This is a genomic window from Dellaglioa sp. CoH-55-MRSF-9 (assembly GCF_056782155.1).
Genome location: NZ_JBXAYG010000006.1, coordinates 49,470 through 67,967, shown reverse-complemented (window position 1 = coordinate 67,967; position 18,498 = coordinate 49,470). Strand labels below are relative to the sequence as shown.

18 protein-coding genes are annotated in these 18,498 nt (G+C 33.9%); 15 read left to right on the top strand and 3 right to left on the bottom strand.

The genetic code is table 11. The features are described 5' to 3' along the window. Window positions 1–104: 104 nt before the first annotated feature. Both AC1RPV_RS06715 and AC1RPV_RS06710 read right to left on the bottom strand, forming a co-directional pair. A complete protein-coding gene (locus AC1RPV_RS06715) occupies window positions 105–743 on the bottom strand; it encodes a copper homeostasis protein CutC (protein WP_481761860.1) in 639 nt (212 codons plus the stop codon). A 12-nt stretch (window positions 744–755) separates the two neighbouring features. Next, window positions 756–1,781: a lactonase family protein gene (locus AC1RPV_RS06710; protein WP_481761859.1), complete on the bottom strand. Its 1,026-nt coding sequence runs from the start codon at window positions 1,779–1,781 to the stop codon at window positions 756–758. A 125-nt stretch (window positions 1,782–1,906) separates the two neighbouring features. On the opposite strand from AC1RPV_RS06710, the gene AC1RPV_RS06705 reads away from it, so the two are divergent. Next, a complete protein-coding gene (locus AC1RPV_RS06705) occupies window positions 1,907–2,260 on the top strand; it encodes a PTS glucitol/sorbitol transporter subunit IIA (RefSeq protein WP_409021462.1) in 354 nt (117 codons plus the stop codon). A gap of 14 nt (window positions 2,261–2,274) precedes the next feature. Further along, window positions 2,275–3,453, top strand: a complete 1,179-nt coding sequence (locus AC1RPV_RS06700) for an AI-2E family transporter (RefSeq protein WP_481761858.1) — start codon at window positions 2,275–2,277, stop codon at window positions 3,451–3,453. 29 nt (window positions 3,454–3,482) lie between these two features. Here the strand turns inward: AC1RPV_RS06700 and guaC are convergent, their stop codons facing one another. Continuing rightward, window positions 3,483–4,460, bottom strand: coding sequence for a GMP reductase (gene guaC, locus AC1RPV_RS06695; protein ID WP_481761857.1), 978 nt, complete (start codon window positions 4,458–4,460; stop codon window positions 3,483–3,485). Between the two features lie 185 nt (window positions 4,461–4,645). On the opposite strand from guaC, the gene AC1RPV_RS06690 reads away from it, so the two are divergent. The 13 genes from AC1RPV_RS06690 (at window position 4,646) to AC1RPV_RS06630 (ending at window position 18,476) form a co-directional block, all read left to right on the top strand. After that, complete coding sequence (locus AC1RPV_RS06690; protein ID WP_481761863.1) at window positions 4,646–5,149, top strand: YbaK/EbsC family protein; 504 nt, start codon at window positions 4,646–4,648, stop codon at window positions 5,147–5,149. A gap of 46 nt (window positions 5,150–5,195) precedes the next feature. Next, complete coding sequence (locus AC1RPV_RS06685; protein ID WP_481761856.1) at window positions 5,196–6,068, top strand: methyltransferase domain-containing protein; 873 nt, start codon at window positions 5,196–5,198, stop codon at window positions 6,066–6,068. Between the two features lie 178 nt (window positions 6,069–6,246). Further along, window positions 6,247–6,759 (top strand): tRNA (uridine(34)/cytosine(34)/5-carboxymethylaminomethyluridine(34)-2'-O)-methyltransferase TrmL, encoded by a 513-nt coding sequence (trmL, locus tag AC1RPV_RS06680; RefSeq protein WP_409021458.1) that lies wholly within the window; start codon window positions 6,247–6,249, stop codon window positions 6,757–6,759. 120 nt (window positions 6,760–6,879) lie between these two features. Continuing rightward, complete coding sequence (locus tag AC1RPV_RS06675) at window positions 6,880–7,185, top strand: DUF1033 family protein (protein WP_481761855.1); 306 nt, start codon at window positions 6,880–6,882, stop codon at window positions 7,183–7,185. 111 nt (window positions 7,186–7,296) lie between these two features. Continuing rightward, window positions 7,297–9,573 (top strand): FtsK/SpoIIIE family DNA translocase, encoded by a 2,277-nt coding sequence (locus tag AC1RPV_RS06670; RefSeq protein WP_481761854.1) that lies wholly within the window; start codon window positions 7,297–7,299, stop codon window positions 9,571–9,573. Window positions 9,574–9,689: 116 nt separating this feature from the next. After that, window positions 9,690–10,943 (top strand): EF-P 5-aminopentanol modification-associated protein YfmF, encoded by a 1,254-nt coding sequence (gene yfmF, locus AC1RPV_RS06665; protein WP_481761853.1) that lies wholly within the window; start codon window positions 9,690–9,692, stop codon window positions 10,941–10,943. Beyond that, complete coding sequence (gene yfmH, locus AC1RPV_RS06660) at window positions 10,943–12,247, top strand: EF-P 5-aminopentanol modification-associated protein YfmH (protein WP_481761852.1); 1,305 nt, start codon at window positions 10,943–10,945, stop codon at window positions 12,245–12,247. Before yfmF ends, yfmH begins: the two co-directional genes overlap by 1 nt. Next, window positions 12,248–12,970: an elongation factor P 5-aminopentanone reductase gene (gene ymfI, locus AC1RPV_RS06655; protein ID WP_481761851.1), complete on the top strand. Its 723-nt coding sequence runs from the start codon at window positions 12,248–12,250 to the stop codon at window positions 12,968–12,970. It abuts the gene before it with no gap. A gap of 88 nt (window positions 12,971–13,058) precedes the next feature. Beyond that, a complete protein-coding gene (locus tag AC1RPV_RS06650) occupies window positions 13,059–13,901 on the top strand; it encodes a helix-turn-helix domain-containing protein (RefSeq protein ID WP_481761850.1) in 843 nt (280 codons plus the stop codon). A gap of 59 nt (window positions 13,902–13,960) precedes the next feature. Continuing rightward, window positions 13,961–14,548, top strand: a complete 588-nt coding sequence (gene pgsA / locus AC1RPV_RS06645; RefSeq protein WP_481761849.1) for a CDP-diacylglycerol--glycerol-3-phosphate 3-phosphatidyltransferase — start codon at window positions 13,961–13,963, stop codon at window positions 14,546–14,548. Window positions 14,549–14,611: 63 nt separating this feature from the next. Then, complete coding sequence (locus tag AC1RPV_RS06640) at window positions 14,612–15,853, top strand: competence/damage-inducible protein A (RefSeq protein WP_481761848.1); 1,242 nt, start codon at window positions 14,612–14,614, stop codon at window positions 15,851–15,853. Window positions 15,854–16,000: 147 nt separating this feature from the next. Then, on the top strand, window positions 16,001–17,575 hold the full coding sequence (gene rny / locus AC1RPV_RS06635) for a ribonuclease Y (RefSeq protein ID WP_481761847.1): 1,575 nt from the start codon (window positions 16,001–16,003) through the stop codon (window positions 17,573–17,575). Between the two features lie 100 nt (window positions 17,576–17,675). Further along, window positions 17,676–18,476 carry a TIGR00282 family metallophosphoesterase gene (locus tag AC1RPV_RS06630; protein ID WP_409021448.1) on the top strand — a complete coding sequence of 267 codons (801 nt, stop codon included), beginning with the start codon at window positions 17,676–17,678 and terminating at the stop codon, window positions 18,474–18,476. The last annotated feature ends 22 nt before the right edge of the window (window positions 18,477–18,498 follow it).

Genomic DNA, 18,498 nt, shown 5'->3' with positions numbered 1-18,498 from the left:
AATACTGGGATAAAGCCATTTAGAAACATATTAAATTTTATATTATTTCATCCGTCAACTTGACAGGGCCTAGTACATGAAGTTGTTGGAACCTTTTTAGATGATTATTTTAAAATTATTTTTGTACCATGAAGCTCTTTAACGTTTAATTTAGCAGCAATAGTATCAACATTATCAAGTGTAATACCGCCACCTGGAACAATTTTAATGAGACCGTTTGACCAGTCAATAATTTCTTTGAGGTGGGGTAACGTTTCCTCGATAGGCTTATCAAGTGATCCGCCATGCGTTAAAACACGATCGATATCATGCTCTGCTAACCAAGATAGCGCATCAAGTTGTGCATTATTAGGAATTTCATCAAAAGCCATATGGAAAGTGATTTGCATGCCACCACTTGCTGCAATTAAAAACTCCATCGCCTCTATGTCTAAGTTATTATTCGTATCTAAAGCGCCAAATACGACGCCATCTACACCAAGTTGTTGAGCCTGAAATAAATCAGCCTCCATAATTTTTAATTCGGTATCGTTATAAACGAAATTTCCGCCACGGGGACGAATCATTGCCATTACAGGGACTTCATTGTCCTGTGCATAACGCATTGTTTCAGACATAACACCTTTACTGACAGTTGTACCACCGACAGCAAGATTATCGCAAAGTTCAAAACGATTAGCACCAGCGGCAAATTGTTTTGGGATATCAGTAAAATTTTCAACTGCAACTTCTTTAATTAACAAATTTAATTTCTCCTAATTTTCAAAATAAACGCAAACGGATTCTGGAACGGCAATATCTTTTTGAAGTAAAGTTAATTTACCAGAGGTTGAATCACGTTCGAATAAGGTAGCATTATCAGTGTTTTGGTTAGCAACAACCAAAAATTGTTCTGTTTTATTTAAACTGAAATCACGAGGAAAGTCACCTTCAGTTGAAATAAGTTGAATAAGTGTCATTGTGCCATCAACAGCAAGTGAATAACAAGCAATTGAGTTGTTTCCGCGATTAGAGACATACAAAAAGCGGCTATCTTTAGAAATGCGAATAGCAGCAATTCCGTTATGAGCATTCCAATCAGATGGAATTGATGAAAGTGTTTGAATCTCTTTAAATGAACCATCCGTTTGATTGTAGCTAAGTAACGAAACTTCACTTGAGAGCTCTCCAGCTAAGTATGCTAATTTTCCATTTTTATGGAAAACAATATGACGAGAACCGAACCCAGGCTCTGAACGATACTCAGCAATTTGTTTAATAGCACCATTATCTGACACATCAAAAGTTAACACTTGATCAGTTCCAAGGTCACAAACAACTAACCTATTGTCTGGTGTTAAATCAGTGAAATGAATATGAGAGCTTGTTTGTTCTGGTTTTGGACCATGACCTTCATTTGTAACTTCATTAATAAGAGCTAATGAGCCATCAGTTTGAATTTTTGAAATGGAAATAAGACCCTTATGGTAGTTTGAGCTGTAGACTAATTGACGGTTATTATCAACAGCAACGTAAGCAGGCGGAGCGCCTTCAGCTGAAACGTCATTTAAAAATTGGGGATTTTCTGATGCAAGGGTAAAGGCTGATATACCACCTAAATCTGACCTCTTTGAAACGGTATATAAGACACCTTTGTCCGATTTCGTGAGATAAGTTGGATTTTCAACCTTTATATAGGGTGTAGCGTTAGAAACTTTTTTTTCAATTGTATCAAGTTGAGCTCGTTGGATACCAGTACTTGTCTTTTTTGTATATGTACCAAACAAAATAGTCTCTTTCATAGTTACAAATACCTCCTCATGATATTGTCAATATTATATCATATATTTTTGTAAACGTTATTATTTATACTGGGGACTATGCTATAATTATAGGTAACTATAAAGGATAAGGGAGACGATAAAGTATGATTACAGCAAGAATTGAAGAAATTGGAAAAGATGCCATCTCAAAAAAGGAACCTATTGTTATCCTTTTCAATCAGAGTGCAACGGATGATTTAAGACAAGTTTCTGTCATTCAATCATTTGAAGATGATAAAAAAATTATTTCGCCAAAAACAGGTGATGAAATGATTATTAATGAACAAACTTATAAAATTGATTTCGCTGGAGAGTTAGTTTCAAGTAATTTTGAGTCGGTTGGGCATGCTACCTTGTTCTTTATGGAAGTTCCAGAACATCCACAACCAAATGGTATTTATTTAACACCGCATGTATTGCCAACTTTTAAAGTCGGTAATACAATCACGTATAAGTAAAGGAGTAGATTAAAATGCTCCCAAATGAAAAATCGACTTCACAACGATCATGGTTTTGGAAATGGGTTGTTAATAATAAAACAGTTAGCATTTTATCAATTGTTTTGTTAAGTTTGCTAATTATTTTTATGTTAGCACAAGTGGGCTGGTTTTTCGCACCAATTGGAGAGTTATTAAGCATTATTGGCTTCCCAATTGTTTTAGCTGGCGTGCTGTATTATTTAATATCCCCATTGATAGATTTTTGTGAAACGCGCTTTAAATTGAATCGAAGTTTGGTTATTACAGTTGTATTTATAGTAATTTCTGGGTTTTTAGTATGGGGGATTGTCGTTTTGATTCCTGCTGTACAAACACAAACAATTAGTATTATTAAAAATTGGCCGACGTATTGGTCAAATATCACACATCAAACGAATGATTTTATGTCGTCATCTTTATTTGATACTATTAAAACTTCAATTGAAAAAATAAATACAGATATCGTAGGAACAGTATCCAAAAAAGCGAGCTCAGTTATTGGATCAACAGTTGATTCTTTAGGTAGCGTTGTTGGTACTGTAACGACATTTATCATTGGATTAGTAACAGCACCCTTTATCTTATTTTATTTATTAAAAGATGGGCACGATTTACCTGAGTATTTATCAAATTTTTTCCCAGTAAGATATCGCAAATCAATCATTGAATTATTAGATGAAATTAATTTACAAGTCAGTCAATATATCCGAGGTCAGTTAACGGTAGCATTCTTTGTGGCCATATTATTTGTTATTGGTTTTTCAGTAGTTGGTCTTAAGTTTGCTTTAACGTTAGGGATTTTGGCAGGTTTTTTGAATTTAATTCCTTATTTAGGCTCTTTTCTAGCGATGATTCCTGCACTAGTAATTGCTGCTTTCGTGTCACCAATTATGTTGATAAAGGTTATTGTTGTTTTTATTGTTGAACAAACAATTGAAGCAAGATTGATTTCTCCATTGATTCTTGGAAGTAGTTTAGCAATCCATCCCGTTACAATTTTAATTGTTTTATTAGGTTCGGGACGGGTTTTTGGATTAATAGGTGTTATTTTTGGAATCCCAGGATATGCAATTCTAAAAGTTATTGTAACGCGGATTTTTGTATGGTATAAAAAGGATTCTGGTTTGTATGACGAATCAGAGAAAACGAATAAAGATAATCAAAAAAGTTAGACAAATTTTATTTTGTCTAACTTTTTTGATTAAAGCGTATCACCGTTAAAAATTGAATTTTTAACAATTACATAATCGACTTTTTCAAGTGCAGAGAGAGAATTACCACCAGCATAAGAAATTGAAGATTGTAAATCTTGTTGCATTTCAAGTAAAGTTTCATGAATGTCACCTTTAAAAGGAACGAGCATTTTTTTACCTTCAACATTAGTGTGGCTACCTTTTTGATATTCAGAGGCAGAGCCAAAATAACTTTTAAATAGATTACCATCTTTTTCAATTAAATCACCAGGACTTTGTTTGTGACCAGCAAAGAGTGAACCAATCATACACATTGAGGCCCCAAATCTGACTGACTTAGCAATATCACCATGAGTTCTTATACCACCATCAGTGATAATTGGTTTACTTGCTGCTTTAGAACATAATCTAAGAGCGGCTAATTGCCACCCGCCGGTACCGAATCCAGTTTTAATTTTAGTGATGCAAACTTTTCCGGGTCCAATACCAACCTTAGTTGCATCTGCACCAGCATTTTCTAGTTCTCTAACGCCTTCAGGTGTGCCAACATTTCCAGCAATTAGAAATGACTCTGGTAACCATTTTTTAATATGATGAATTAAATCAATGACACTTTGTGCGTGGCCATGCGCCACATCAATTGTTATATATTCTGGAATTAAATCAGCATCGGCAAGCTCTTCAATTAATGCCCATTCATGTGGTTTAACGCCAACACTAATAGAAGCAAACAAACCTTTTGCATGCATTTTTTTGACGAAAGGTAAGCGACTCTCTTCATCGAAACGGTGCATGACATAGAAATAGTCATTTGATGCAAGCCATTCTGCTAACGGTTCATCGATAATTGTCTGCATATTCGCAGGTACAACGGGTAGTTTAAAACGGCGAGGGCCAAATTGAATAGATGTATCGACTTCGGAACGGCTATTTACAATACATTTGTTAGGGACGAGCTGAATATCTTCATAATCAAAAACTGGCATAATATTTCCCCATTTCTTTTAAACACGAACTATTTTTAGTATTTATTAAATTATTATCAGTAACCAACTGATAATTTACGCTATTTAGCGAATTTAGTCAACATATTTTTGAAATAAATCGAAAATTAAATAAGAATACGTGAAGAGATAGACGTCGTGCTATAATTATTTTGGGAGTGATTATTATCGCAAAAAAAGAAAAAGTAAAAAAAACAAATGACGAACGCATTTTAGATCAAAATCATATTGAATTTGAGAGCTATACTTTTGATTTTTTAGGTGGTCGACAAATGGATTCAAGCAAAGAAGCTAAAGAACTAGGAACGGATGAAAGAAGTATTTTAAAAACAATTGTTTTACAGGGAAGTAACGGTGATAGAGATTACGTAGTTGTTTGCCTTCCTATTACTTTTGAAATTGATTTAAAATTAGTAGCACGTGAATTAAATGAAAAACAATTGCATTTAGCAGATAATAAAAATTTAATCAATATTACTGGTTACGTTCATGGCGCAAATACACCAATTGGAATTAATGTTCGAAAAGGATTTCCCATTTATTTTGATGAACGAATTCAAGAGTTCGATAAAATTTGGGTTTCAGCTGGTAAAGTTGGTCGTTCTGTTGGCGTAAAACGTGAAGAACTTGTTGAATTGGTTAAAGGTCATTACATTAACATTGAAAAATAAATAGCTATTGAATGTAAAATAAACGATAAAAAGGAATAAGTGTAAATTGAAAAAAATTGAGAAAAGTGCCGTATTTTTAAAAAATAAAATCGATTTATTTAGATGTCCTGTCTGCTTAAACCCCTACAGTAAAGTTGAAGGCCAGACGATGTTTTGCCCTGAAAATCATCAAATAGATTTATCAAAAAAAGGAACTCTTTTTTTCTTGAATCATGGGGTTAAAAGTGATTATGAATTGGATATGTGGTTAGCAAGGAGACAGTTATTACAAGCAGGCTTGTTTAAACCGATTACGGATAAAATTCTTGAGCAGCTTTCTGATGAAGAAGAAACAATTATGGATGTAGGTTGTGGAGAGGGAACACCACTTCATGATATAGAAGTAACACGCCAAAATGCTAAAGACACTTACGTTGGATTTGATATTTCAAAAGATGCAATCAATTATGCGACACAACAAGAGACAGATGCTTTTTATTGTATTGCTGATTTGGCTAAACTACCATTTAATAATAAGTCATTTTCAACAATTATTGATATTTTTTCGCCTTCTGCTTATACAGAATTTGATCGAGTATTAAAGGATGGCGGGCAGTTATTAAAAATCATTCCAAATTCAAATTACTTAGTTGAATTACGCGAACTTCTATATAACGAAGAGAGTCATAATAGGAGTTATAGTAATGAAAAGGTTTTAAATCTGTTTAAAGAAAATTATCCTGACTCTGAACAAATTACAATTAGTTATCAATTCGATATTCCAGAAGGCTTGTTTCCTGCCTTACTCGAAATGACTCCTTTACATTGGGGAGCTACAACAGATAATCAGGCTAAAGCTAAAAAACAACCTTTAACCAAAATTACGGTTGACGTTACACTATTAAAATATCGTAAAAATAAGTTAGAATCAGTGTTGTAACGAATAAATTGCTGTGGTATTATGAGTATACGAATTCGGTTGTTTAGAGACTGTCGACGATGTTGTCAGCTTCTGGAAATTGATCTTCATTAACGTATCTTTTCGCCGTGCCCACACCGAAATGATGCGTTTTTTTGTTGCCTAAAATAATAACGATTTTTTGAAAGGATGTTAATTTTTGACGAATCATATTGCATTATTTGAACCACTTATGCCTGCTAATACAGGTAATATTGCTAGAACTTGTGCTGGAACGGATACTGAACTACATTTAATTGAGCCCTTAGGATTTTCAACAGACGATAAATATTTAAAACGTGCTGGACTAGACTATTGGGATAAAGTAAAAATTACGTATCATAAAAATTTACAAGATTTTTTAGCATCTATTCCAGATCAGAAACAACTTTTTTTGGTTTCAAAATTTGCACCGCAAACTTATTCACAAGTAGATTATTCTGATGTGAATAAGGACTATTACTTCTTGTTTGGTAAAGAGACAACAGGTCTTCCTGAAAACTTTATGCGCCAAAATGAAGAGAAAGCAATCCGAATTCCACAAGATGATACGCACATTCGTGCCTTAAACTTATCTAATTCAGCTGCTATTGTAATTTATGAAACACTTAGACAACAAGACTTTTTAAATCTAGATAAAACACACACGTATGAAAATGATAAGCTAAAATAAGTAGCTTGAGCATTTTATAGACTAGAAATTCATAAATGGGTTATACTTGCTTCGGGTTAAGAAATAAACCGGTATTTATGATGAACAGTCATTTTATAAAATGGAAGGGTGTGAGCTAACTTGTTTCAAGTAATAACAATGTTTGGATTTGATGAACCATGGTGGTTTTTTGATGATTGGAAAAGTCATATTCAAAAAACAGTTGATTTTGATTCAATGGATGAAGCGATGGCTTTTTTTGAGGAACAATCTAGCGCATTTACCACTGAATTTAGCCATCAAAAAAGTAAACGTCAATTTTTGACAGCATTTTGGAATGAGGAACAAATGGATTATTGTTCAGATTGTGGTGATGATTTACAGTTATATCAAGGGTTACTGTTAGTTAAAGATGGCAAAGAAATTACAGCCAAAAAAGAGAGTTAATAACATAATTGTTATTAACTCTCTTTTTGTGGAAATGACTAGACAATGACACGGAAGGTAATTAAGATATGGTATAATTGAGTATCTATTTTAACAGAAGGAGGAACTGTTTTGGCTCAAAAAAAGAAAAGAAAAAAAAGAACAACAAAAAAAACAGTTCAATACAAATTTTCTAAAAATATAATTGGTGTTATATTTTTATTGTTTGGAATATTTGGTGTGCTAGCACTGGGATATTTGGGTGCTTTATTTGCTAACGTTTTCCGTTTGTTTGTTGGTAATACATATCAATTCGCATTATTAATTCTCGGTGTATATGGAAGTTACTTAATGATTATGGGAAAAGAGCCCAAAGTTAAGAAAAGAATTAATTGGGGATCCGTTATTTTATATGTTGGTGTTTTAGTCTTTCTTGAAGCCTGGTTTGTTGGGCACTCATCGGTGCATAGCCAATTTATTCAATATACATGGCAGACACTTGTTTCCGATTTTCGACAATCTGCAGTTAGTTCAACAGTTGGCGGTGGAATGATAGGGGCAAGCTTATACCAATTATCGTACTTCTTAATTTCACAAGCAGGCACCTATATTGTTAGTGTACTTTTCATCTTAGCCGGATTATTTATTTTTTTTGATCTCTCTTTTTCAGAAGTTATGTATACTGTTCAACGCTATCTAAACGTAATTATTGCTTGGACAAGAGAAGGTTTTCGCCGAATGAAAGTAGCAATAGATAGTTTTAAAGAAGAAAGAAAAGAAAATAAAGCAGAACAAGATGAAGAAGAATTAAAACCTGTAATTGACCATAGAACTGAAGAAAAGGAAATAAAAACTGAACGAGAAGTGACCGTTGATGAACCACCTATCATTACGCAACAAGAACCAGATTCAGAATTAGATTCAGAAGATGATCCTAAGATAATATCAAGTACAGTGGCTGATGATAATGAAGATTACCAATTACCACCAGTTACATTACTTACAAAAATTCCAAAAGAAGACCAAAGTGGCGAATATAAAACAATTGAAAAAAACACAAAAATATTGAAGCAAACATTTGAAAGCTTTGGTGTTGATGTTGAAATTAAAAGTGTGAGTTTAGGACCATCTGTTACTGAATATGAATTACATCCGGCAATTGGTGTTAAAGTTAGTAAAATTGTTAACCTTGCGGATGACTTAGCCTTAGCACTTGCTGCCAAAGATATTCGAATTGAAGCACCAATTCCTGGAAAATCACTTATTGGGATTGAAGTACCAAATTCTAAAGTATCAATGGTTTCATTCAGGGATGTGATTGAATCTCAACAAAAGAATCCAACACCAGATAAAGTTCTCGAAGTTCCTTTAGGTCGCGATGTTTCAGGCCAATTGGTAACAGCAGATTTAACAACGATGCCGCATTTATTGATTGCTGGCTCAACTGGTAGTGGTAAGTCAGTTGCAATTAATGGCATTATCACAAGTTTATTGATGAATACGAAACCAAATCAGGTTAAGTTTATGTTGATTGATCCTAAAAAAGTAGAGTTAGGTGTCTATAATGGTATTCCACATCTATTAACGCCGGTTGTTACAAATCCTAAAAAAGCATCACGAGCTTTACATAAGGTTGTTTCTGAAATGGAGCGACGCTACGAATTGTTTGCAGATGCTAGTCAACGTAATATTTCTGGATATAATCAAATGATTATGCAAGAAAACGCAGATGACGGACAAAAAAGAGCAACGTTACCTTATATTGTTGTCATTGTTGATGAATTGGCAGATTTAATGATGGTAGCCTCGAATGAGGTTGAAGATGCGATTATTCGTTTAGCACAAATGGCTCGAGCAGCTGGAATCCATATGATTTTGGCAACGCAACGTCCATCTGTTGATGTTATCACAGGATTGATTAAAGCTAACGTACCATCACGTATGGCTTTCGCTGTTTCCAGTGGGATTGACTCGAGAACAATTATTGATAGTAATGGTGCTGAAAAGCTTTTAGGTCGTGGGGATATGTTATTCCTACCAATGGGGCTAAATAAACCCATTCGTGTACAAGATGCTTACATTTCAGATAAAGATGTTGAAAGTGTTATTTCGTTTATTAAAAATCAGCAAGAACCACAATACGATGAAACGATGATTGTGACTGATGAAGAAACAGCTAACTCAGGATCAGCGTCTGATTCAGAAGACGAATTATTTGGGGACGCTGTTAAATTAGTGACTCATGAACAATCTTGCAGTGTATCCATGTTACAGAGACGTTTTAGGATTGGCTACAATCGAGCTGCTAGAATTGTTGATGAAATGGAAGCAAAAGGAATCGTTGGACCGCCAGAGGGAAGTAAGCCGCGCAAAGTGTTGATAAATGAAGAAACTGATGGTCCTAATTAGGGCTTTCAGTTTTTTTGTTTAGCCTAAACAGATTACGAAACAATTAAATTTGTGTTTCACTAGTCTTTCAATTATCATGGTAAAAGAACATCCGATTTAAAAGGAGGCACATTTTCGTGCGTAAACAATTAGAAACAGGTGTCAACTTAACTGTTATTGAAAATAGTCAATTTAAAACGAATAGAATCGTTATTAATTTTATAGCACCTTTAACCGGAAAAGAATCTGCAGAACGTATGCTATTAGCTAACTTATTAGAAATTAGTAGTGCAGAATATCCATCTCAACAAAAATTAGCCGAAAAATTATCAGAACTTTATGGTGCAAGTTTTGGTATCACTGTTAGTAAAAAAGGAAACTTTCACTTAATAAGTTTAATTTTAAACGGTGTAAACGATAAATTCTTAGAACATAAAACAGAAAGTTTAAAAAAAATATTTGCTTTTATCAAAGAAATTATTTTCAATCCGAATGTGACTGATGGCCATTTTGACGAAGAAACATTTAAACGCCAAAAGGAAAATTTGATGATGTCTATCAGAAGTATTAGTGATGATAAACAATCGTACGCAGGATTAGAATTACAGAAACTTTACTTTCAAAACGATCAAGCTATTCCTAGCTATGGGACTGTAGAAGATATTGAAAAGATAACTGCAACTAGCTTATTTGATTACTACAAACAAATGCTTACAACTAATCGAGTAGACATTTTCGTCCTTGGTGAATTAGATGAATCAGAAACTGAAACTATTGTTAAAACGTTGCCTTTTAAACCTCGAGATTTTAAAATGATACCTATATTCTATGATCAAGCTATTAAAGAAGTTGTGACTAAAACAGAAACGCAAGCAGTGACTCAGGGTAAATTAAATCTGGCATATCAGTTACCAGTTTATTACAGAGAAAATGGGTACTATGCGGGTCTTATTTTCAATGGCGTTTTTGGCGGTTCACCACTAGCTAAGTTATTTGTAAATGTTCGTGAGAAAGCTAGTTTGGCTTATTATGCAAGTAGCTCGTTAGATACATTTAGAGGTATTTTAACTGTACAAACAGGCATTGAACCACAAAATAAAGATAAAGTTATCGAAATTGTTCAACAACAATTAGATGATATTATCGCAGGTGACATTAGTGATGAACTATTAAATAAAACAAAAATGACAATGATTAACCAATATCAAAGTAGTCTTGACTCACAAATGGCGTTAATTAATCAATCGATGATTGATCAATTAACAAGCACAGAAGTTAGTGCAACAGAGTGGATAGACGGCATTAATAGCGTGGATAAAGCTGCCGTTCAAGCTATCGCTCGTAATGTTAAATTACAAGCAATCTTCTTTTTGAATGGGGAAATTAATTAATGAAAACATTAGAATACCCGCAGTTTGACGAAATATTATATACAGAAACTTTGGAAAATGGCTTGAAAGTAAATATATTACCTCGTAAAGGTTTTCATAAAACTTATGGTATATTCACAACAAATTATGGCTCAGTTGATAGTGTATTTGTACCAATTGGTGAAGAAGATGTTGTTCATGTACCGGATGGTATCGCCCATTTTTTAGAACATAAAATGTTTGAAAAAGCAGATCATGATGCGTTTGATTTATTTGGAGAATATGGTGCTAGTGCAAATGCTTTCACAAGCTTTACACGAACGAGCTACTTATTTTCAAGCTCTAATCATGTTCCTGAAAACATTGAAACATTACTAGATTTTGTGCAAGATCCGTATTTTACACCTGAAACAGTTGAAAAAGAAAAGGGAATTATTGGACAGGAAATTCAAATGTATGACGACGATCCTAATTGGCGTTTATACTTTGGTATTTTAGGTAACCTTTACCCAAATCACCCGGTTAGCAGTGATATCGCTGGAACAATTGAATCAATCGATAAAATTACGGCAGATGATTTATATAAGTGCTATGAAACATTTTATCATCCAAGTAATATGAATTTATTTATTGTAGGAAATGTTGATCCAGAAGAAACTTTAGATTTAATTAAAAATAATCAAAATCATAAAAAGTTTCCAGAAGCAGCAGAAACAATTAAACGATTAATTCCAGAAACTCAAGTAGACGGTTCAGACATCATGCCATATCGTGCAACTGAGATGGCCATTCAACGTGCTAAAACAATTGTTGGTATAAAAGGATTAGATAATGTTCCAGAAGGCCGTAACGGCTTGAAATACAAAGAGACAATCCATATGCTTCTTTATCTTTTGTTTGGTGACACGGCCCCTCAATATATGAAATTATATGATGAAGGGACGTTAGATGATTCCTTTGGCTATGAATTTGAAATTGAACGTGGCTTCCATTTTGCAAGTATTAGTGGTGATACTGATGACCCTCAAAAGTTATCGGATGCCATTATTCATATTTTAGAGAATGCGTCAGAGTACCTTTCAGGGGCTGAGGCCCAGTTTGAATTGGCTAAACGTGAAATGTTAGGTCAATCCATTCAATCGATGAACTCACTTGAGAGCATTGCAAATCAGTATGATGGTGATTTGTTTGATGATGCCACTGTTTTTGATAGGGCACCAATTATTGAAAATATGACATTAGATCAAGTTCGCCAAGGAGCTAAAGATTTTATTCGTTCTGAAGCAATTAGTGTCTACCAAATTATGGCTAAAGAGGATGATTAAATGAGTTGGGCAGTTATCTTTGGAGCGTCTGGTGATATTGGTCAAATGATTGCAAGACAATTGGCAGATATTGGTTGGTCGCTAACAATGCATTATTATCAAAATGATGAAGCAATTATGGGATTAACACAAGAGTTGAGGGGAAAATATCCAAAACAAGATTTTTTGCCGTTACAATTTGATATGACAGCGACTAATGTTGATCCAGTGATATCCCAACTATTTGCCGTAGATGCTGTAATATTTGCTGAAGGAACAACTTCTTACCATTTATTCAATGAAGCCCCAATGTCTGATTTAGATAAAATGATGAAGATGCAAGTTCAAACACCATTGGCATTAATTCAGAAATTGGAACCAAAGTTAGCCCAAAATCATTTTGGCCGAATTATATTTATTGGGTCAATTTATGGAGGCGTTGGTAGCCCAATGGAAGTACTGTACAGTACTGTAAAAGGTGCGTTATCGTCCTTTGCCAATGCTTATAGTAAAGAAGTTGCCTCGTTAGGTATTACGGTTAACGTGGTGGCACCAGGCGCAGTTGATACAAAAATGAATCAACAATTTTCGAAAGATGCAAAGAAAGATATCTCAAGTGAAATTCCAATGGGACGTTTCGCACATCCCGAAGAAATTGGATTTTGGGTAAAACAATTATTAGCCAAAGAGGCAGGGTACCTCACCGGTCAAACGATTTATGTTTCAGGCGGATGGTTGAAATAAAATAATAAAATTTTAACAAATTGGACATGACGATTATGTTATACTGATTGTTAGAAGATTAACTATTAAACTAAGTGGAGAATTAGACATGAGTGAAATTGGAAAAACATTACAAGAAGCGAGAATAAATAAAGGATATACGTTAGATGATTTACAACAAATGACGAAAATTCAAAAACGTTATTTGATTGCAATTGAAGATGAAAAATTTTCTGATTTACCAGGAGATTTTTACGTTCGAGCATTTGTTAAACAATATGCAGAGACGGTTGATTTGGATGGGGATAAATTATTAAAAGAATTCAATGAAACACTTCCAGATACACAAGAAACAGTCGTTGCAAAGGAACAAGTATCACGTTCTGAAAAGTCTGCTAAACTACCAAAAGACGGTAATTTTGATAAGTTTATGTCGTACTTGCCAACAATTATTATTGTTGTGATTGTCTTAGGGATTTTGGGTACAATTTATGGTGTGACATTGAATAGTAAAGATACAGATACTCAAATTGAAAGTTCAAGTTCTAAAGTATCTGTTTCAACTGACTCAAAAACTAAAACTTCTAGTTCTGAATCAGTAAAGGCTAGTTCTTCATCTGATAAGAAAACGCAAAAATTAACATATGTTTCAGATGCGGGAACAAACACTGTTTACACAATGGAAAATGCACCAACAACTTCTAAAGTTAAATTAGTAGCTTCTGGTAGTGCTGCTTGGAGCTCAATTACGGCTGATGGCACACAACTATGGCAAGCAACACTTGTCTCAGATGCAACGGATACTGTTACAATCCCAGCCGGTACAAAGTCATTTGTCTTTAGCTTTGGTAATGCACCAGCTATGAGTATCACGATTAACGGTAAAAAATTTAATTTTATGAAAACAAATGCAACTCTACAAGTTAGAACAGTTACTGTAAATATTAAATAAGCCAGAATTGTCAACAACGGATACTATGTTGTTGGCAATTTTTGAAAAAGGGGATCATTATGAATTTACCAAATAAATTAACGGTTGTGCGGATTATTTTAATTCCAATCTTCATGCTTGTATTGTTATTACCAATTGATTGGGGAATGGTTACTTGGGTTGGTACACAGATTCAGGTGACACATCTAATTGGTGCAATTATTTTTGCAGCTGCCTCATTAACAGATTTTTTAGATGGTCAAATTGCACGTCGCCAACATTTAGTTTCTAATTTTGGCAAATTTGCAGACCCATTGGCAGATAAAATGCTTGTAATGACTGCATTTGTTATCCTTGTTTCATTTAACCAAGTACCTGCATGGGTAGCTGCAATTATTGTTTGTCGCGAACTTGCGGTAACAGGATTACGATTGATTATTGTTGAAAATGATGGGGAAGTTATGGCTGCAGCTATGCCAGGCAAAATTAAGACAACAACCCAAATGATAGCTATTATTTTATTGTTTTTAAATAATGTGTTATTTGCAGCAATTAATGTACCTATGGCTGCCATTTTTCTTTATATTTGTTTATTCTTTACTGTTTATTCAGGTATTGATTACTTTGTTCAAAATAGAGCTATTTTCTCAGATTCATTTGAAAAATAAAAATATTTAGACTAAAACATTTAACCGTTTTAGTCTTTTTTAATTAAATTAGGAGGCAACATCATGCATGCAGAAATAATTGCGGTTGGTACAGAAATATTATTAGGACAAATTGTAAATACGAACAGTGCTTTCTTAGCTGAAAAATTAGCTGATTTAGGTGTAAATGTATTTTATCAGACAGTTGTAGGGGATAATGAAGAACGAATGTTAGAGGCAATTGAACTGGCTTCAAAACGAAATGATTTGGTTATCCTTTCTGGTGGCTTAGGACCAACAGAAGACGATTTAACGAAGCAGATGGTCGCCAAATTTTTAAATGAGAAGTTAGTTGAAAATAAGGACGCCATGTTAAAAATAGAAGATCATTTTACACAAACGGGTCGTCAAATGACTGAAAACAACAAATTACAAGCTTTGTATATAGAAGGATCAAAACCAATTAAAAATCATGCTGGAATGGCTGTTGGTGATTTTTACAAAGGTGATTCGTGTGATTTCTTATTATTACCTGGACCACCTAAGGAATTGAAAACAATGTTTAATAAGGAAGTTGAACAGCTATTAAAAGAAGAATATAACTTAAATAGTCATCTTGAATCAAAAGTTTTACGTTTTTATGGCATTGGTGAATCTAAATTGGTGACTGAATTAAAAGAGATAATTGATTCACAAACTAATCCTACTATTGCACCATACGCCAAGACAAATGAGGTCACTTTGCGAATTACGGCAAGTCCTACAGACAAAAAATCAGCTGTAGAATTAATTAACGAAATGGAGATTTATGTACTTTCCAAAGTTGGTGATTATTTCTATGGCTATGGGGATGACAATTCGTTACAAAATATTGTTGTAACTAAATTAATTGAAAAAAACTTATCTATTTCTGCAGCCGAAAGTTTAACAGCTGGATTATTTCAAAGTACATTAGCAGAAATACCAGGTGTCTCAAAAATTTATGATGGTGGATTTATAACATATGCTAATACAGCCAAATCTGATATTTTAGGTATTTCGACTGAAGATATTAAAAAATATGGTGTTGTTAGTGAAGAAACCGCTAAACAAATGGCCCAACAAACACAAAATAAAATGAAAACAAATATTGCTATTTCATTTACTGGTGTTGCAGGTCCAGATGAGCTTGAAAATCAGAAAGCTGGAACGGTTTGGATTGGATTAGCAATTAAAAATAGTCCCGTTATTGCAAAACAATTTCATTTTGCTGGAAATAGAGAAACAATTAGACAAAGAAGTGTTCTAAGTGGACTTAAATGGATATTTGATGAAATTAATGAGTAAATAATTAAATTTGGCAATGGATTGTTGTTGACAGCGGGGGGCAATTAACCGTAAAATACTAAAGTGTATATGAACAAAATAAAAAACATCTAAAAATTTATGATTAGTTAAATTAATCATTATTTGATGATGCGGAGGTGGACTTTTATGGGATCTATAACAACCGTATTAATCCTCGCTATCATCGCTATTATTGCTTTAGTTGTTGGAATTTTTATTGGAATTGCATATAGAAAGTCAAATTTCGAAAAAACACTTGATGTCGCAACGCATACGGCTGAAGGTATTTTAAAAAGTGCAAAGAAAGATGCTGAGACTCAGAAAAAAGAGGCTGTTTTAGAGGCTAAAGAAGAAAGTCAAAGTTATCGTGATAAAATAGACAATGAGTTAAAGGAACGACGTTCAGAAATTCAAAAGCAAGAAAATCGAGTAATTCAACGTGAAGAAACTTTAGATCGTAAAGATGGCGCACTAGATAAACGAGAACAAACGCTTGAGAACAAAGAGAAAAAAGTAACGTCTGACCAAAAACTTGTTGACACAAAACAACAAGAAGCTACTTCACTGATTCAGGAACAACAAGAAGAACTTGAAAGAGTTGCTTCTCTAACACAAACACAAGCACAGACTATTATTATGGACGATACGAAAGAATCATTAAGTCATGAACGAGCTGTTATGATTAAGGAAAGTGATAAGCAAGCTAAATCAGAAGCTGATCGTAATGCTAAAGATTTAGTTGCTCAAGCTATTCAAAGAAGTGCAGCTGACATGGTATCTGAAACAACTGTTTCATTAGTTACCTTGCCAAATGATGAAATGAAAGGCCGTATTATTGGCCGCGAAGGACGTAACATTCGAACATTAGAGACCTTAACAGGGATTGATTTAATTATCGATGATACGCCAGAAGCAGTCGTTTTAAGTGGGTTTGATCCAATTCGTCGTGAAATTGCCAAAATGACTCTTGAAAAATTAATTCAAGATGGTCGGATTCATCCGGCACGAATCGAAGAAATGGTTGAAAAATCACGTAAAGAAATGGATGAAAAAATTCGTGAATTAGGTGAACAAACAACCTTTGATCTCGGACTTCATACAATTCATCCTGATTTAATTAAAACAATTGGTCGATTAAATTATCGTACAAGTTATGGTCAGAATGTGTTAAGCCATTCTATTGAAGTTGCCAAAATAGCAGGTGTGTTAGCCGCTGAATTGGGTGAAGATGTTACATTAGCAAAACGCGCAGGATTGTTACATGATATTGGTAAAGCAGTTGATCATGAAGTTGATGGTTCACATGTGGAAATTGGCCTTGAATTAGCTAAGAAGTATAAAGAAAATGATGTTGTCATCAACACTATAGCTTCACATCATGGTGATGTTGAAGCTAAATATACTATTGCTATTCTTGTTGCAGCGGCAGATGCTGTTTCAGCTGCAAGACCAGGCGCACGAAGTGAATCGTTAGAAAATTATATTCATAGACTTGAAAAACTTGAAGATATTACACATGAATTTAAAGGTGTACAGAAAAGTTATGCAATTCAAGCTGGTCGTGAAGTACGTGTTATTGTCACGCCAAATGAAGTTAATGATATTCAAGCAACTGTCTTAGCTCGAGATATTAAAAACAGAATTGAAGATGAACTCGAATACCCAGGACATATTAAAGTGACTGTCGTTCGAGAAACAAGAGCAATTGAGTATGCTAAATAAAAAAATGATGATTTAAGATTAATTTCTTAAATCATCATTTTTTGTCTATTAAAAAGAAAAAATGTTAAACTAGTTTTATATATAAGAAAAGAGGACAACCATGCGTTTATTATTTGTCGGAGATGTCGTTGGCGATTCAGGTCAACAAATGATTAAAGAGTATTTACCAAAATTAAAAAGAAAATTTCATCCACAGGCTACCATTGTAAATGGTGAAAATGCAACGAAGGGTAGAGGTATTAATGAATCTGTCTATAAAGCATTCCTTCAAACAGGTGCTGATGTTGTAACCATGGGTAACCATACTTGGGATAATAGAGATATTCAAGATTTTATTGGTGGTGCAAAAAAATTAATTAGACCAGCTAACTTCTCAGCAAACCAAGTACCTGGGATTGGACATACAATTATTAATATTAATCAGCAAAAATTAGCTGTGATTGATTTGCAAGGACGTGTTTTTATGTCTCCTTCAGATGATCCGTTTGCAGTTGTTCAAGATATTTTAGAAGAAGTCAAAAAAGAGACTGATTTCATTTTTATTGATTTTCATGCTGAAACAACGAGTGAAAAAGAAGCTATAGCATGGTTCTTAGATGGTCAAGTATCTGCGGTAGTAGGTACGCATACACATGTGCCTACTAATGATGCGCGTATTTTACCTAAAGGAACTGCCTTTATGTCAGATGTTGGTATGACAGGACCATACGATGGTATCTTAGGAATGAAACGTGAAAATGTAATTGGTCGCTTTTTATCGCAAATGCCAACACGATTTGAAGTGGATGAAACAGGTCGTAAAACGTTATCTGCTTGTGTGATAGATATTGATGACAAAACGGGACATGCTAAAAAGATATTCCCTGTATTAATTAATGATGACCATCCTTTTATGGATTAATTTAGAGATAGGAGGGCATCTC

What these genes read in the sequence shown, in the direction of transcription:
- AC1RPV_RS06710 (WP_481761859.1), bottom strand. Translation starts at nt 1,781, where the DNA reads ATGAAAGAGACTATTTTGTTTGGTACATATACAAAAAAGACAAGTACT.
- AC1RPV_RS06705 (WP_409021462.1), top strand. Translation starts at nt 1,907, where the DNA reads ATGATTACAGCAAGAATTGAAGAAATTGGAAAAGATGCCATCTCAAAA.
- AC1RPV_RS06700 (WP_481761858.1), top strand. Translation starts at nt 2,275, where the DNA reads ATGCTCCCAAATGAAAAATCGACTTCACAACGATCATGGTTTTGGAAA.
- guaC (WP_481761857.1), bottom strand. Translation starts at nt 4,460, where the DNA reads ATGCCAGTTTTTGATTATGAAGATATTCAGCTCGTCCCTAACAAATGT.
- yfmH (WP_481761852.1), top strand. Translation starts at nt 10,943, where the DNA reads ATGAAAACATTAGAATACCCGCAGTTTGACGAAATATTATATACAGAA.
- ymfI (WP_481761851.1), top strand. Translation starts at nt 12,248, where the DNA reads ATGAGTTGGGCAGTTATCTTTGGAGCGTCTGGTGATATTGGTCAAATG.
- AC1RPV_RS06650 (WP_481761850.1), top strand. Translation starts at nt 13,059, where the DNA reads ATGAGTGAAATTGGAAAAACATTACAAGAAGCGAGAATAAATAAAGGA.
- pgsA (WP_481761849.1), top strand. Translation starts at nt 13,961, where the DNA reads ATGAATTTACCAAATAAATTAACGGTTGTGCGGATTATTTTAATTCCA.
- AC1RPV_RS06640 (WP_481761848.1), top strand. Translation starts at nt 14,612, where the DNA reads ATGCATGCAGAAATAATTGCGGTTGGTACAGAAATATTATTAGGACAA.
- rny (WP_481761847.1), top strand. Translation starts at nt 16,001, where the DNA reads ATGGGATCTATAACAACCGTATTAATCCTCGCTATCATCGCTATTATT.
- AC1RPV_RS06630 (WP_409021448.1), top strand. Translation starts at nt 17,676, where the DNA reads ATGCGTTTATTATTTGTCGGAGATGTCGTTGGCGATTCAGGTCAACAA.